This window comes from Arthrobacter sp. 01L42, assembly GCF_056400005.1.
Genome location: NZ_JBFTSL010000026.1, coordinates 47,566 through 63,096, shown reverse-complemented (window position 1 = coordinate 63,096; position 15,531 = coordinate 47,566). Strand labels below are relative to the sequence as shown.

13 protein-coding genes are annotated in these 15,531 nt (G+C 64.6%); 8 read left to right on the top strand and 5 right to left on the bottom strand.

Annotated features, from left to right (window positions below):
• Positions 1-252: L-serine ammonia-lyase, iron-sulfur-dependent, subunit alpha (locus tag AC1DN2_RS19330; RefSeq protein ID WP_476851260.1), on the top strand; the 252-nt coding region annotated here is incomplete at its 5' end.
• Here the strand turns inward: AC1DN2_RS19330 and AC1DN2_RS19325 are convergent.
• Positions 233-1,777: a PucR family transcriptional regulator gene (locus AC1DN2_RS19325; protein ID WP_476851563.1), complete on the bottom strand. Its 1,545-nt coding sequence runs from the start codon at positions 1,775-1,777 to the stop codon at positions 233-235. The two genes, AC1DN2_RS19330 and AC1DN2_RS19325, sit on opposite strands and share 20 nt — an antisense overlap.
• Before the next feature lie 195 nt (positions 1,778-1,972).
• Here AC1DN2_RS19325 and speB point away from each other — a divergent pair, with 195 nt between their 5' ends.
• The 7 genes from speB to AC1DN2_RS19290 all read left to right on the top strand — a co-directional run bounded on the left by speB (position 1,973) and on the right by AC1DN2_RS19290 (position 10,302).
• Entirely contained in the window at positions 1,973-2,977 is a 1,005-nt protein-coding gene (gene speB / locus AC1DN2_RS19320; RefSeq protein ID WP_223914344.1) for an agmatinase, read from the top strand.
• A 179-nt stretch (positions 2,978-3,156) separates the two neighbouring features.
• Complete coding sequence (locus tag AC1DN2_RS19315; RefSeq protein ID WP_476851562.1) at positions 3,157-4,629, top strand: purine-cytosine permease family protein; 1,473 nt, start codon at positions 3,157-3,159, stop codon at positions 4,627-4,629.
• A gap of 99 nt (positions 4,630-4,728) precedes the next feature.
• Positions 4,729-6,231, top strand: coding sequence for an aminobutyraldehyde dehydrogenase (locus AC1DN2_RS19310; RefSeq protein ID WP_476851561.1), 1,503 nt, complete (start codon positions 4,729-4,731; stop codon positions 6,229-6,231).
• A 28-nt stretch (positions 6,232-6,259) separates the two neighbouring features.
• Positions 6,260-7,549: a D-arabinono-1,4-lactone oxidase gene (locus tag AC1DN2_RS19305; RefSeq protein ID WP_476851560.1), complete on the top strand. Its 1,290-nt coding sequence runs from the start codon at positions 6,260-6,262 to the stop codon at positions 7,547-7,549.
• Between the two features lie 100 nt (positions 7,550-7,649).
• Complete coding sequence (locus tag AC1DN2_RS19300) at positions 7,650-8,408, top strand: SDR family NAD(P)-dependent oxidoreductase (protein WP_476851559.1); 759 nt, start codon at positions 7,650-7,652, stop codon at positions 8,406-8,408.
• 38 nt (positions 8,409-8,446) lie between these two features.
• The gene (locus AC1DN2_RS19295; RefSeq protein ID WP_476851558.1) at positions 8,447-9,370 is read left to right on the top strand and encodes an NAD-dependent epimerase/dehydratase family protein; all 924 of its coding nucleotides are present in this window, start codon (positions 8,447-8,449) and stop codon (positions 9,368-9,370) included.
• Positions 9,371-9,423: 53 nt separating this feature from the next.
• Positions 9,424-10,302, top strand: a complete 879-nt coding sequence (locus AC1DN2_RS19290; protein ID WP_476851557.1) for a polysaccharide deacetylase family protein — start codon at positions 9,424-9,426, stop codon at positions 10,300-10,302.
• 25 nt (positions 10,303-10,327) lie between these two features.
• On the opposite strand, the gene AC1DN2_RS19285 is transcribed toward AC1DN2_RS19290, so the two are convergent.
• From AC1DN2_RS19285 to AC1DN2_RS19270, 4 genes are all read right to left on the bottom strand, one after another.
• Positions 10,328-11,650 carry a hypothetical protein gene (locus AC1DN2_RS19285; protein ID WP_476851556.1) on the bottom strand — a complete coding sequence of 441 codons (1,323 nt, stop codon included), beginning with the start codon at positions 11,648-11,650 and terminating at the stop codon, positions 10,328-10,330.
• A gap of 240 nt (positions 11,651-11,890) precedes the next feature.
• Positions 11,891-13,459, bottom strand: coding sequence for an APC family permease (locus AC1DN2_RS19280; RefSeq protein WP_476851555.1), 1,569 nt, complete (start codon positions 13,457-13,459; stop codon positions 11,891-11,893).
• A complete protein-coding gene (locus AC1DN2_RS19275) occupies positions 13,456-14,499 on the bottom strand; it encodes an agmatine deiminase family protein (protein ID WP_476851554.1) in 1,044 nt (347 codons plus the stop codon). Before AC1DN2_RS19275 ends, AC1DN2_RS19280 begins: the two co-directional genes overlap by 4 nt.
• Positions 14,496-15,521 carry a nitrilase-related carbon-nitrogen hydrolase gene (locus tag AC1DN2_RS19270; RefSeq protein ID WP_476851553.1) on the bottom strand — a complete coding sequence of 342 codons (1,026 nt, stop codon included), beginning with the start codon at positions 15,519-15,521 and terminating at the stop codon, positions 14,496-14,498. Before AC1DN2_RS19270 ends, AC1DN2_RS19275 begins: the two co-directional genes overlap by 4 nt.
• Between the last annotated feature and the right edge of the window lie 10 nt (positions 15,522-15,531).

The window sequence follows — 15,531 nt, the reverse complement described above, 5'->3', positions numbered from 1 at the left end:
GCGATGGAACACAACCTGGGCCTGACCTGCGATCCGATCGGCGGGCTCGTGCAGGTCCCGTGCATCGAACGCAACGCGATCGCCGCCGCCAAGGCCATCAACGCCGCCAAAATGGCGCTCTGGGGCGACGGCACGCACCGGGTCTCCCTGGACGAAGTCATCGTGACCATGCGCGAAACCGGCAAGGACATGAGCTCCAAATACAAGGAAACCGCAATGGGCGGCCTCGCCGTCAACGTCGTGGAGTGCTGACCTCAGCCGACGGCAGGCGCCGCGGATTGTCGTGGAGGTCCATGGCTTCATGGATCTGCAGGGCAAACCACAGTTGCGCCAGAGTGGAGGTTTCGGTCATATCGAGGCCCGTCAGCTCGCTGATCTTTCGGATTCGATAGATGATGGTCTGCCGATGCGCGAACAGGGCGGCCGCCGTTTTCTGCCAGGACCGTTGCGTGTCGAGGAACGTCTTGAGCGTGACGATGAGGTCCCCGTTTTCCCGCTGTTCATACTCGAAAATGGGTCCGAGGAGCCGCTGGACCAGGGCGTGGCCTTCCTCAAAGCTGGTGAGCCCGAGCCACGAGGGTCCCTCGGCATAGCGGACCAACCGCTCGCCGGTGCTTGACGCCGTCCCAAGTGCCCACATCGATTCCTGAAGAGCTCTCTGCACACCAGCGGCCGCGGACGGCCGGCTGATCCCGATCCTGACGTCCAGGGGGACCGTGTGTCGCAGCAGATCATCGGTGCAGTCTGCTGCGACAGCCAAATGGATTGTGTCGAATCTGCGCTGGCACGCCGTCGGGTAGCCGTGTCGCCAGAGATCAACGTGGATCCCTGCCAGGCGCTCACCGTCGTCGCTGGACATAGAGATGATGAGGAATTCCCGTGACGAAATCCCGAACTCAGGCAGTCGGCTTTCAATGTCGGCTATGCCCAGGCGCCCGTCAAAGGCCTGCAAAAGGAACTCCGCACCCAGCCGGCGCTGGTTCTCGAGAGACAGCACCGTCCGCGACAGCTCGAGTCCCAGGACTGTGGCCGCATGGAGCAGCACTACCGCGTCCGGGAGCGGTTCGGATTTCGGCAGCACCACCAGAAGCGCGTTGGCGTGAGTCGGGATATCCATCATCAGAAGGTGGCCTTCCCCCAACCGATGCCACTGGAACTTCTTGCTGGCCACCGGTGACTTGCTGGTCAGCGGTTCAAGTTGCTGCTTGAGGCCCGGTGGCAGCGGCTGGCCTCCGGGATGCCAGGCGTGCAGGCAGCGTCGATCAATGACGAAGAGGCTGGCATCGAGTTCGGCTTCGATACCCAGGATCAGTCCCAGCCAGTTGTCCTCAGATGGCCCCGCCAGCCGCAGCAGGTCATAAATACGGGCCGTCTGGCGCAGCCTGCGGGACTCTTCGAGCAACGAAGACTCAGCGACCGAACGTGCGATGGCGATGAACGGTAGCGGGTAGGGGATGCTGATGACCGGCAACGGCAAGCGGTCACAGGCTTCGAGGAACTCGGGACAGAGTTCAGGGGCGTGCATCTGCTCGCCGATCGCCAGTGCACTGGCACCTGCGTTCACCAGTGCCTCGGCAAGCTCAACCTGCCCCTCGGGATCGGCCGGAATGGAGAGCCCGTTAGTCATCATGAGCTCGCCGCCGGTGACCCATTCCCACAGGCGCGGCAGGTCGGAGGTGTGGGCCCAGGTGACCCGGTTGCCCAGACCGGCGGAGCCCGCCAGAAGGCTCAGTCCCAGCTGGGGTTCGGCAAGCAGTTCGGCCACGGTGATCGCCATGCGCGGTTCCTGTTCATGAGTCCGGGGGCCGCCCCCAGGCCGCTTATACATATGTATAAGCCTCTCGGCTCTTTGTAGTCAATCGGCGGATGTACCGCGTGACGCCGATCACTAATAGTTAAGGCATAGACCTCGACCGGCGCAGGAAGAAATTGCCAGGCCGACTGAAACCACAGCAACCGGAGGAACCCAGTCATGACCACGCACAAGCCAATCGGCCCCGTCGACGCAACAAAAGTTCCCCGCTACGCGGGCCTGGGCACCTTTGCCCGGCTTCCTCAGATTGACCGGGTCCCGGACTACGACATTGCGATCGTCGGTGTCCCGTTCGACGGCGGTACCTCCTACCGCCCCGGCGCCCGCTTCGGTCCGGCCGCTGTCCGTGAAGCGTCGCGGCTCCTGCGCCCCGGCTACCACCCTGAGCTCGACGTTGAGCCGGTATACGAAGCCCAGGTTGTGGACGCCGGCGACATCGCCTGTACCCCCTACGACATCGCCCGCGCAGTCCGCGAGATCGAGGAACAGGCCCTCCCGCTCCTTGGCGACGCCGGCTCCGGCAAGAGGCTCATCTCCATCGGCGGCGACCACACCATCGCGCTCCCGATGCTGCGGGCCTTGAACAAGGTCCACGGCCCCGTCGCCCTGCTCCACTTCGACGCACACCTGGATACCTGGGACACCTATTTCGACCAGCCGGTCACGCACGGAACCATCTTCCGCCGGGCCTTCGAGGAAGGCCTTCTGGTCGAGGACAAATCGATGCACGTCGGCATCCGCGGCCCGGTTTATGACCGCAACGATTTCCTTCGCGACCACGAGTTCGGCTTTCAGATCATCCGCTGCTCGGACCTGGACGTCATCGGGGTTCCGGCCGCGATCCAGCGCGTCAAGGACCGGCTGGGCGACACCCCGGTCTATGTCTCCATCGACATCGACGTCCTGGACCCGGCCTACGCCCCGGGCACCGGCACTCCGGAAATGGGCGGGCTCCACTCCCGCGAACTGCTGGCGCTGCTCCGCGGATTGAACGGCATCAACATCGTGGGCGCCGACGTCGTCGAGGTCGCTCCGGCCTACGACCATGCAGACATCACCACAGTCGCCGCGGCGACGCTGGTCTTCGACCTCCTCGCCCTGATGGTGAACCGCAGCAAGGCCACCGCCAACGTCACTGAGGAGCTGCAAGCGGCCACCGTCTGACCACAACTGCTGGGCTCTCGCGCCTGATTTATACATATGTATGAACAGGTCTACGGCAACTATTCAATCGCCGGATTACCACTGTGACAAAAGTCACGAATGATTGATACATCAGATCCCGTGCTCGACGAAGTGCCGGGACAGAACAAAGAGGTTCCCATGAACTCCCGGAACGCATCATGAACGCTCGACCCACTCACGCCGTCACAGCCGAAGTACCCCGGCTCGAGGACAAGACCATTCAACCCATCCCGGCCCACGAACGCCATGGCAAGGCCCGGGACCTCTTCACCATCTGGTTCGGTTCCAACATCATGATCATGACCATCGTGACCGGGGGACTCGCGACGACGGTGTTCGGGCTCAGCTTTGTGCCGGCAATCGTCGGAATCATCATTGGGAACGTTGTCGGTGGCATCTTCATGGCACTGCATTCGGCCCAGGGCCCGCAGCTGGGCGTGGCGCAGATGATTCAGACCCGCGGCCAGTTCGGTTCGTACGGGGCACTGCTGATCGTGGTCATCGTGGTGGTCATGTACATCGGGTTCTTTGCGGCGAACCTCGTCTTTGGCGGCCAAGCGCTGGCCGCAGTCACCCCGGGCATCAGCGTCGATGCAGGCATCATTGTCATTGGCGTCGTGAGCGTCGTGGCCACCATCTTCGGCTACCGGCTCATCCACGCCTATGCACGCATCTTGAGCATCGTGGCCGGTCTGGCGCTGGTGCTGGCCTTCGTCTGGATCCTGGCCGTCCACGGATTGCCGGCCAGCTTCCTGGACCAGGGAAACTTCAACTGGGTCGGCTTCATGGCCACTATCTCCGTCTCCGCCCTCTGGCAGCTCGCCTACGCTCCCTACGTCTCGGACTACTCCCGCTACATGCCTCAGGGCACCGGCTCGGCCCCGGCGTTCTGGGCGTCCTACTCAGGCTGCGTCTTGGGAACACTCTTCCCGATGGTCCTGGGTGCCCTGGTGGGAACGCTCGCACTGGCGCTGATCAGCGATGGCAGCAGCGTCGAAATAGTAGGGAGCCTGGGAGCCCTGCTCGGGCCGTGGACCATGGTGATCATCGGAATCTTCTGCCTCGGCGTTGCGGCGTCGAACGCCATGAACCTCTACTGCGGGGTCCTGTGCACCCTCACCATTGGGCAGACGTTCAGGCCGGCCTGGTTGCCCCACGCCAAGACCCGGACCATTGCGTCAATCCTCCTCTTCACTCTAGCCCTGATGATCGCGCTGTTCGCCCGTGACAATTTCATCTTCTTCTACACGAACTTCCTCTCCTTCCTGATGTACGTCCTGGTTCCCTGGACGGCCATCAACCTGGTCGATTACTACCTCCTGCGGCACGGCGACTACCGGGTTGAAGACTTCTTCAAGCGCGACGGCGGAGTGTACGGAAGGTTCAACTGGGTGGCGATCGGAGCCTATGTTGCCGGCGCACTGATCCAGGTTCCGTTCTCGGCGACAGCGATGTTCACGGGCCCCGCTGCCGCAGCGATGAACGGCGTGGACCTCTCCTGGATTGTCGGCCTGGTGGTTGTTGCACCCCTGTACTACTTCGCGGCACGCATGTTCCGGAAAACGCCGGAAGCCGCCCCCTTTCAGTCGCCCGCATTCGCAGGTGACCTGATTGAGGCGCCGCGGGCGTAACGCCCGCTCCGGCACACCGCGCACCCCGGGCACATACCGCCCACCCCCACACCAAACTCCCGGCGCCGCGATCGGCGCAGAAAACAAAGGCGAAATATCATGACACTCACTGACCTCGAGCAGTTCACAGTCCGACGTTCCTCAGAGGAGCAAAGCTGCGCCAGCTTCCTGCCTCCGGCGGGGCACTTCATCGGCGGAACGTTTGTTTCCGGTTCCGCGACCCGGCTGATCGACGTCGTCGACCCCACCACGGAACAGGTCATCGCATCGGTTCCTGCCGGCACGGCCGCGGATGTGGACGTTGCGGTTGAAGCAGCCGTGGCGGCCCAGAAGTCCTGGGGCACCACGACACCGAAGGAACGCTCCGAGGTGCTCTCCCTGATCGCCAACATCATTGAAGCCAACCGTGAAGCCTTCGAAATCATCGAGTCCGCCAACACCGGCAAACCGCGAACCGTCGCGGAGGACGATGTCTCCAGCACCATCGACACCTTCCGGTTCATGGCCGGGGCTTCCCGCACACTGACCTCCATGGCAGGCGGCGACTACGCCACCGGACACACCTCGGTCATCCTCAGGGAACCCGTCGGCGTCGTCGGCGTCATCACCCCTTGGAACTACCCGCTGCTGATGGCTGCCTGGAAGATCGCGCCCATCCTCGCCGCCGGAAACAGCATCGTCCTCAAACCCTCGGAACAGACACCGCTCTCGACGCTGAAGCTGGCAGAACTTGTCGCCGGACGCATCCCCGACGGCATCCTCAACGTCGTGACGGGAAAGGGCCGAACCGTTGGGCAGCGACTCTCCGAACACCCTGATGTCGCCCTCGTTGCGCTGACGGGAAGCGTCGTCAGCGGACAGGCAGTGGCGGAGACCGCGGCCAGGTCCGTCAAGCGCGTCCATCTGGAACTCGGCGGCAAGGCCCCGGTCGTTGTCTTCCCCGACGCCGACCTCCGCGCGGCCGCCGCCGGCGTGCGAAACGCCGGCTTCTGGAATGCCGGCCAGGACTGCGGCGCCGCCTGCCGTGTGCTCGTGCACGAGTCCGTGGCCGAGGAGTTCACCGAACACCTGGTACGCGAAGTCAGCACGCTCGTCGTCGGCGCTCCGGGCGCAGGGGAAGATGTGGAAATCGGTCCCATGATTTCGCGCCCGCACTTCGAACGCGTGAAGGAAGCGCTTGCCGAGGCAAAAGCTGCGGGCCTTCAGGTGGCCATCGGAGGCTCGGCGTTGGAAGGCCCCGGCTACTTCATTGAACCCACCGTAATCAGCAACGTCCCGGCCGGGGCGCATATTGCTACCCACGAAATCTTTGGCCCAGTGGTCACCGTCGAGTCCTTCAGCTCCACTGAAGAGGCCATCACCCGGGCCAACGAGAGTCCCTACGGGCTTTCCGCCTCGGTATGGACCCGGGATTCGAGCCTCTCGCTCCGCATTCCGAAGCAGCTCGATTTCGGCACCGTCTGGGTCAATTCACACCTGGTGTTGGCCTGCGAGGTTCCGTGGGGCGGATTCAAGGGATCCGGCTACGGACGCGACCTCTCGCTGTATGCCTTGGACGATTACTCCCGGACCAAGCACGTCATGATCAACCACGGCGCATGAGCGTTTAGACCAGCATCGGAGCCCAGCAATGACCACCACGAATCACTCCGCGTCGTCGGCGCGCGCCGCAACCCCGTCCGCTCCGTTCGGGACAGACGTAACCTGGACCAACTGGGGCGGCAACCAGAGCGCCACGCCGGCCTTCACCGTCCGGCCGCGGAACGAACAGGAGGCGCTCGACGCCGTCCGGTTCGCCATCCGCGAAGGCCTCCCCGTACGTGCAGTCGGCTCAGGGCATTCGTCCTCACCGCTTGTCCAGACGGGCGGAGTCCTGATGGACATGTCCGCACTCTCGGCCATCACCGGAACCGACCTCATGGGGCGCCGTGCGAGGGCCCTGGCCGGCACCACCATCAACGCCTTTGGCGATCCGCTGTGGGAGCAGGGGCTGGCACTGGGCAACCAGGGCGACATCGACAAGCAGCAGATCGCCGGGGCACTCGCGACCAGCACCCACGGCTCCGGAAAGAACCTGGGCAGCTTCTCATCGGCACTGCGCTGGGTCCGGCTGATCAACGGTTACGGCGAAATCGTCGAAATCGGCGAAGGGCAACTCCGCGAACTCAGGGCCGCCCAGGTCGCCTTGGGGACGCTCGGAATCTTCCTGGAGGTCGAACTGGCGGTCGAGGACCGCTATTACCTGCAGGAGGAGATTACCTATCCCACGTGGGCGGAGACCGCGGCAACCTGGCAGGCCGACATCGACGGGAACCGGCACTACTCGTTCCTCTGGTGCCCGGACAACGATTCCTGTGAGCTCCTGGACCTGCCCGGTTCGCCGGGCCAGAGCATGGCAAACCGCAGCTACACCAAGCGGTACAACGTCGCCCAGGTCCAGGACGAGCGTGAAATTTCCCGCACGGAAGGTGCCCGGCTGGACCGGTCGTACCGCATCTACCCGGGCGGATTCACCACACCGTTCCATGAACTGGAGTACTTCGTTCCCAGCGAACACGGCCTGGCGGCCGTCCAGGCTGTCCAGGAGCTGATCCGCACCAAGCATTCCGACCAGAAGTACCCCGTTGAGGTCCGCTGGGTGAAAGCCGACGAAGGCTACATGTCCCAGTTCCAAGGACGCGACACCACCGTTATCACCCTGACCACCGAACCCGGGACCGACTACTGGCCCTTCTTCCGGGATGCGGATGCGGTGCTGCAGGAATTCGAGCCCCGCGCGCACTGGGGAAAGATCCATTTCATGACGAGGAGCCGGTTGGAGCGTCTCTACCCGGAGCTTGACACCTTCATCCAGATACGCCGGGAGTTCGACCCCCGCGGCATGTTCCTTAACGACCACACTCGTGCGCTCGTTGGCTAAATCAGCCATCAAGGTTAAACCGGCAAATCCGGCGTATGCCCCCGAATCGTGACCGGGGGCATGCTGCCCGCCTTTCCACATCCAACGGGGAAGAGGAGACATGAGCCATTTTCAGGACAAGGCCTACCTTGTCACCGGAGCCAGCTCCGGCATCGGTCTCGCGACCACCCGGGCCCTTCTGGCGCAAGGGGCAAAGGTTGCAGCGGTCGGTCTCCCGGACCGTCTGCTTGAAGACGCAAAAAGCCAAGTCTCGGGCGCTGTGATCTTCATCGAAGCCGACGTATCTGAGTCCCAACAGGTCGATGGCGCCTTCGCCCGGGCGGAAGCAGAACTCGGGCCCCTGAGCGGGGCCTTCAACGCCGCAGGAATCTCCAGTGTTGCGCCCATCGCCGAAACATCCGACGAGTTGTGGCAGAGACTGATCCGGGTGAACTTGACCGGCACTTTCCACTTCGCCCGGGCAGCGGCGCGGACGCTCTCGGCCAACGGCGGTGGATCGCTGGTCTGCACTGCCAGCGAGCTGTCACTCGTCGGCCAGGCAGGCTACACCGCATACACCGCGACCAAGGGCGGCGTGCTGTCGATGATGCGGTCACTGGCCGCCGAACTCGCACCGGCCGGCGTCCGGGTCAACGCACTGTCGCCGGGCACGACAGATACCCCGATGCTTGCGGCCGAGTTCGCGAACGAAGAAGAACGCGCCCGGGACGAAGTGTCCGTGCCGCTTGGCCGGTTCGCCCTGCCCGAGGAGATTGCAGCCGCGGCGCTGTGGCTGTTGGGTCCTGAATCCTCGTATGTCACGGGAACAAACCTTGTTGTCGATGGTGGTCGGACCACGACGTTCCCACTCGGACATTGAATCCCACATCCAACGCACCTAGTGAAAGGCAACATCACATGAGCTCTGTTCTGGTCACAGGTGGTGCCGGATTCACCGGACGCCACATCGTCAACGAACTCGCCGACGCCGGCCATCAAACAGTCAGCTACAACCGGGACTTCATCGAGGCGCCACGCCCCGACGTCGTTTCCGTCCAGGGCGAACTGTTCGATATCCCCCGTCTCCTCGAAGTATTCAAGGAGCACGACGTCGACACCATCGTCCATACCGCCGCCATATCCCACCCGACCTATTCCCTGAGCTTTCCCCTGGCTACGTTTGCTGCCAACGTCGAGGGAACGGTGGCGGTTTTCGAGGCGGCACGACTCCACGGCGTCAAACGGATCATCAACTTCTCTTCCGAGTGCGTGTACGGAAAGACCTCAGCACCGGTGGTTCTCGAATCGGAGCCAGTAAATCCGACGACGCCTTACGCCGTGACGAAGGTTACCGGGGAATGGCTCGGACGGGTCTACGGCGACAGGTATGGAATCGACGTCATCTCCCTGCGCATCGGCCAGGTTTACGGACCCGGAAACCGCATGGATGAAGTCATGCGGGACATTATGCGCGGCGTAGTCCGCGACGGTTCATTCTCACAGGACCACGGGGCCGACCACCGCTACAACCTTGTCTACGTCCGCGACGTCGCTCTTGCCGTCCTGGCGGCAGTCCAGGCACCAGAAACGGCCCGGGCCAGGCCCCTGGCCTACAACATCTCCGGCAGCGAGTACTGGACACTCAGCGACGTCGTCAAAGAAGTTCGAATCGCATTCCCGGACGCCTCCGTGGAGATCGGGCCCGGGACGGATCCAACCTTGGATCTGCAGGGCCACTTCAGCATCGCTTCCGCAGCCGCGGATCTCGGCTACGAATCGGTCTGGCCGCTGCATCGGGCCCTCGGCGACTATGCCGACTGGCTCTCCACCCATGACTTCTGACCCCTTTCTTCTGACTCATTTCTTCCAACCCATTTCTTCGAAGAGGGACGAACATGACATTCGATAAAAGCGGCTGGAGGCAGGGGGCGGCCTGCGTTGCCGCATTGACCTTCGACGTCGACGCCGAGTCCCCCGTCCTGGCCGCCGGCCGGCGCTACGCCGACAATGCGATGGCGATGACCCACCAGGCGTTCGGACCCAAGGTGGGTGTTCCCCGGATTCTCCAGATGTTGAAGGATGTGCAGCAGCCGGCGACATTCTTCATTCCAGGAGTAACCGCGGAGCGGTATCCCCGCATGGTGGAACAGGTCCTGGAATCGGGTCATGAGATCGCGCACCACTCACACACTCACCGCACCGCGGTGAACATGAGTTTCGACGACGAACGCGCCGACTTCGATCTGGCGCTAGCTGCACTCGGGCGTTTCGGCATTTCTCCAAAGGGGCATCGCGCCGCACTGTGGGAGCCCTCGTGGCAGACACCGTCGTTGGTGGCTGAATACGGGCTGAAATACGATTCCAGCCTGATGGACGCGGACGTCCCCTATCTCATCGAAACCCCCGCAGGCACAGTTGCGGAGCTCCCCCCACATTGGAGTCTGGATGACTGGGAGCAGTATGCCTTCCTTCCGGAACCCAAGATCGGTGAAATCATCCAGTCGCCACTTGTCGTGGCGGACATGTGGATTCATGAGATCGACGCAATGCGACGTCATAGTGCTCTTTTCATACTCACTTGCCACCCGTTCCTCACTGGGCGGGCAGGACGGCTGGAGGCGCTGCGGACCGTGATCGAAACTGCGCTGGAACGAGGCGATGTCCGCTTCTCGACGTGCGAAGCGCTCGCGGAAGCGGCACTCGGTGACCCCGCATTGATTGCCGAGCCCCTCAATCCAGTTACAGCGTCCGAGGAGCTCTATCCGGACTACTGAATCCGGGCTGGCCGGAGGCTGGAACTCAGATGCAGGACTTGTTGTAGTCGAAGCCGCCCGAGATGTACTGGGCCATGGTGACTTTCCCGCCGCCTGTCAGCGGCGCTGCCGAACACATGCTGCTGGCGTTTTGGAAGGAGCTCCCGCCGGCGAGCCAGCTTCGCTGGGCGTAAAGGTTGCTTGTCGAGGGCACCGTGCCGATGATCTGTGCCCATTGGTAGCCGGTCGAGTAGAGCCCGGTTTTGGCGCCGATGCTGGCAAAGTAGGCGGCCATGCCCTCCAGATCAGCTCTGTTGGCGGCCTTGTTCGTTGACCAGGAGTTTTCGGTCTCGACGTCCAACCACCAGGTGTAGGAGGCCGGGTTCTTGACCCCGCGGATGATGGCGTCGTCGTAGGCCTTGGCGTAACCGTACATATAGGAGCACGCCGAACCGACCGAGCCCTTGGTGCACGTGCCGTACGGGTTGGCCACGGTCTTCCCGGCATAGGTGTTGCTGGTGGGCCACCAGGAGCCGGCCGTCCCGGGGTTCCCGGTATTTACGTACAGGGCCACGAGAGGCTGCCCGGTCCCGCCGGTGGACGTGGCGGCCCAGGACAGCTGGGTGGCCAGGCACGAGTTGGTGTTGTTCGCCAGGCCGTTGTTCACACCAATGATCGCGAAGCTCTGGCCCTTGGGCAGCGGTTTGCCGCACTGCGGCCAGGACACGTCGACGCCGGGTCCTGCGGGCGTGACTGCCGCTGTGCCGGCCGAGGTCTTCACGGCGGTGGTGTAGCCGGTCTTGGTTCCGGTGACGGTGACGGTGAGGGCCTTGCCGGCCTGCGCCGCGGCCAGTTTGTAGGTGGCGGCGGTCGCGCCAATGATGACGACGCCGTTCGCCTTCCACTGGTACTTCAGGATGACGGGAGCCGGACCCCACGTGCCCGGGACTGCGGTCAGAGTGTAGCCGGCTTTTGTCATTCCGGTGATCGTCGGCACCGGGGCCGGCCCGAGCGAGCCGGCGGCGATGGCTGCGGTGGGGGTCGAGGTCTTCGCGGCGGTGGTGTAGCCGGTCTTGGTTCCGGTGACGGTGACGGTAAGGGCCTTGCCGGCCTGCGCCGCGGCCAGTTTGTAGGCGGCGGCGGTCGCGCCAATGATGACGACGCCGTTCGCCTTCCACTGATACGTCAGAGTGACGGGTGCCGGACCCCAGATGCCCGGGACCGCGGTCAGGGTGTAGCCGACCTTTGTTGTGCCCTTGACCGTCGGCACGGGGGCCGTCGTCAACGGCGCGGCGGACGCTGCACTGACCGCCGTCGTCGTATCCGGCGCGGCGGATGCGGGGGCAAGCGGTGTCAGGGAAAGCATCATGACCACACCAAGGAACAACGGAATTGATAGAGGCCGGACGCGGTCGAATAGCAGCATAAAAATTTCCCCCAAATTGCCGCGCCCGGAACAGGCTGCGCTAGAGCCCGCGGAAATGCAGACAGCGTGAATCTAGCACGGGGAGGTGTTCCTCAACATGTCTGGCAGCTACGCGGGCGACGGACGCACGCAAAAACCCGCCGGCTCCGAGCTCATTCGGGCCGGCGGGTCGTTGCTGGGAGGCTACTCCGGAACCACCAGGGCGGGGGTGTCCTTCCGGATGGTCTCGCCCCGGAAGAAGCCCGGATGCAGTTTCGCGGCGACCAGCATGATCACGACGCCGAGGGCGAGGATGCCGATCCCCAGAATGAACACCAGGCCCACGCCGAAGACCTCCGAGCCGCTGCCGAATTCCGGTGCCCAGCTGTCCACGGCGGTCTGGAAGAAGACCACGGTGAGGACCAGGCCGCCCAGGACCGGGAACAGCAGCCGCATGAAGAAGTTGCGGACGCTGGAGAACAGGCTGTGCCGGAAGTACCAGGTGCAGGCGAAGGCCGTGAGGCCGTAGTAGAAGCAGATCATCAGGCCCAGGGCCATGATGGTGTCATTGAGGACGTTCTCGCTGACTACCTTCATGACGGCGTAGAAGCCGCCGGAGATCACACCGGCAATCACCGTTGCGAAACCGGGGGACCCGAACCGCTTGCTGACGGATGCGAAGCGCGGCGGCAGTGCCCCGTAGTGGCCCATCGCCAGCAGGCTGCGTGCGGGAGAGGCCATGGTGGACTGCAGGGACGACGCGGTGCCGGAGAGAACGGCCAGGGACATCAGGATGGCCAGCGGACCCATGACTGGGGAAGCCAGTGCCGCAAAGATATTCGACTGGTTGTCGGGGTTGTTCAGGCCGATGCCGTCGGTTCCGGTGCCGGCAACCATCATGGTGGCCACGATCGCGACGAGGTAAAGGGCCAGGACGGCGACCGCCGTCGTGGTTCCTGCCCGGCCGGCGGTACCCTTGCCGCCCTTGGTTTCCTCGTTGACGGTGAGGCAGACGTCCCAGCCCCAGTAGACGAAGACGGCCAGTGACATGCCGGCGGCGAACTGCTCGAAGCTGCCGATCTTCATCGGGTTGAACCAGTCCCAGCTGAAGGCGATTGCGGTGCCCGAGTCGCCCGAGGCGGCATGGGTGAGTGCCATGACGACGAAGATGCCCAGGACGAGGACCTGGAATCCGACCATGGTGTACTGCACCAGCTTGGTGGCGTGCAGGCCGCGGTAGCTGACCCAGACGGCCAGTGCCACGAACACCAGGCACGTCATGATGTTTACGGCCGTGTTGGAGGTCAGGTCCGCGAGGTCCGGGTTGTTGAACACCTGGGCCAGGAAGAGGTAGAAGAAGTCCACCGCGACGCCGGCCAGGTTGGACAGGACGATGATGTTGGCGGCCAGCAGACCCCAGCCGCCCAGCCAGCCGACGAACGGGCCGAACGCCTTGGTGGCCCACGTGAAGGTGGTGCCGCTGTCCGGTGAATCGGCGTTGAGCTCACGGTAGGCGAACGCCACCAGGATCATCGGGATGAACGCGACAATGAAGATCGCCGGCAGCTGCAGGCCCACGGCGCCGACGGCGGGTCCCAGCGAACTGGTCAGGCTGTAGGCGGGTGCCACGGAGGAGATGCCGAGGACGACGACGGCGAGCAGGCCCAGCTGGCCGCCCTTGAGCCCCTTGCCCGAGATGCCGTGCTTGGAACCGGCCGGATCGACGACGTCGTGCGTGATGGTGCCGTCTTCGCGGCCGATAGTCTGACTCATTGCTGACCTTTTTTCTGGGGGACGGATGGTTGCTGTTGGGTGATGCAGTGGATGCCGCCGCCGCGGGCGAAGAGCTCGCGGGCGTCGATGCCGACTACCCTGCGGCCGGGGTAGGCGTCGCCAAGGATGCGCAAGGCTTTTTCGTCCATCGGGTCGCCGAAGGTGCAGGCGATGACGCCGCCGTTGACCACCAGGTGGTTGATGTAGCTGTAGTCGACGAACCCCTCCTCATCCGTCAGGGTTTCCGGGGCGGGGACCTCGATGATGTTCCATTCGCGGCCGGCCGCGTCCCGGGTGGTGGCGAGGTGGCTGATGATGGCCCGGCAGACTTCGAAGTCGGGGTGTGCCGGGTTCTGTTGGGAATGGACCAGCACGGTGCCCGGGGACGGGATGGCCGCAACGATGTCGACGTGGCCGCGCGTGCCGAACCGTTCCGAATCCCGGGTCAGGCCGCGGGGAAGCCAGACGACGTGGCTTACGCCCAGGGTCCGGCCCAGCTCGGCTTCGACGTCGGCCTTGCTGAGCCCGGGATTGCGGCCCGGATCGAGCTGGACCGTCTCGGTGACGAGGACGGTGCCTTCGCCGTCGACGTGGATGCCACCGCCCTCGTTCACCAGCGGCGAGACAAGGTGGTTGGCCCCCGAGCGGGCCGCGACGGCCGACGCCACGAGCGCGTCCTTGTCCCAGGCGGCCCAGTCCTGGCCGCCCCAGCCGTTGAAGACCCAGTCGACAGCGCCGAGCCGGCCGCCGTCGTCGAGGACGAACGTGGGGCCGATGTCCCGCATCCAGGCGTCGTTCAGCGCGGCGGGGACCACCTCGATATCCGGGTGGAGGTAGTCCGCCGCGGTCTGCACATCCGCCGGCGCCACCAGCATGGTGACCGGTTCGAATTCCACGACGGCGTTCGCGACGGCGGCCCAGACGGAGCGGGCGGCGTGGGCTTCTGCCGCTGTTTCGCCCAGGGTGTAGCCGCCGGTGGGGAACGCCATCCAGACACGGTCCTGGGGCGCCGTTTCGGACGGCATCCGCCACGCGCTCATGCGGTGGCCTTGCTGGTGTCGGCGCCGAGCGGGGCGTCGGGGCGTACCGGCTCGGTCAGCCGCCCGTACGTGTCCGGGCGTCGGGTGGCCAGGAAGGGGAAAAGCGTGAGCCAGTCCCGGCGCTGGTCGAGGTCGAGGTCCGCGACGAGCACCGCGGATTCGTCCCGCGGTGCCTGGGCAAGGATCCGGCCATAGGGATCGGAGATGAAGGAGGAACCGTAGAAGTTCAGCGTGCCTTCGCTGCCCCAGCGGTTGGGGACCACCATGAACAGCCCGTTGGCGATGCCGTTGCCGACGATGACCTGCTGCCACAACGGCTGGGTGTCGAAGTCGGGGTGGTCGGGCTCGGAGCCGATGGCTGTGGGGTAGACCAGGAGTTCCGCGCCGCCGAGGGAGTAGATCCGCGCCAGCTCCGGGAACCACTCGTCCCAGCAGGTGGGCATGCCCAACCGTGCGCCGCCGAGTTCGGCGGGGGAGTGGACCTCGTAGGCATCGTCGCCGTCCGGGCCCTGGCGGAAGAATTTGTCCTCGTAGTAGCCTGCCGTGACGGGAATGTGGAGCTTGTGGGTGCGGGCCAGGAGTTCGCCCCCTGGGGACACCAGGATGGCGGTGTTCAGGCCCAGTCCGTCGTCTGTGCCGTCCGGGTTCTCCGCCTTCTGGTACAGCGAAGCGTGGACGCAGATGCCGTGCCTCCGGGCCGCGTCCGCCGCGAACCGGAACGTGGGGCCGGTGAACAGGTCCTCGGCACTGTCCGAGGGCCGCGGGCGCGTGGTCCCGCCGCGGGCGGCGTCATTTTCGGGAAGCGTGTCCGCGGGGTAGCGGGACAGCGTGAGCTCGGGGAGGAAGACGACGGCGGCTCCCAGCCGGGCGGCGCGCCCGATGCCTTCGTCCAGTTCGGCGTGCAGGGCCGCGGCGTCAGGATGCCAACGGTGCTGCACGACGCCGATCCGCAGTGCCGGCCGGCCGGAGGGCAGCGTGCGGGCGAGGGAGGGCGGGGTGTCGAGGGACGTGATTTCGATCATGGCTACTCCA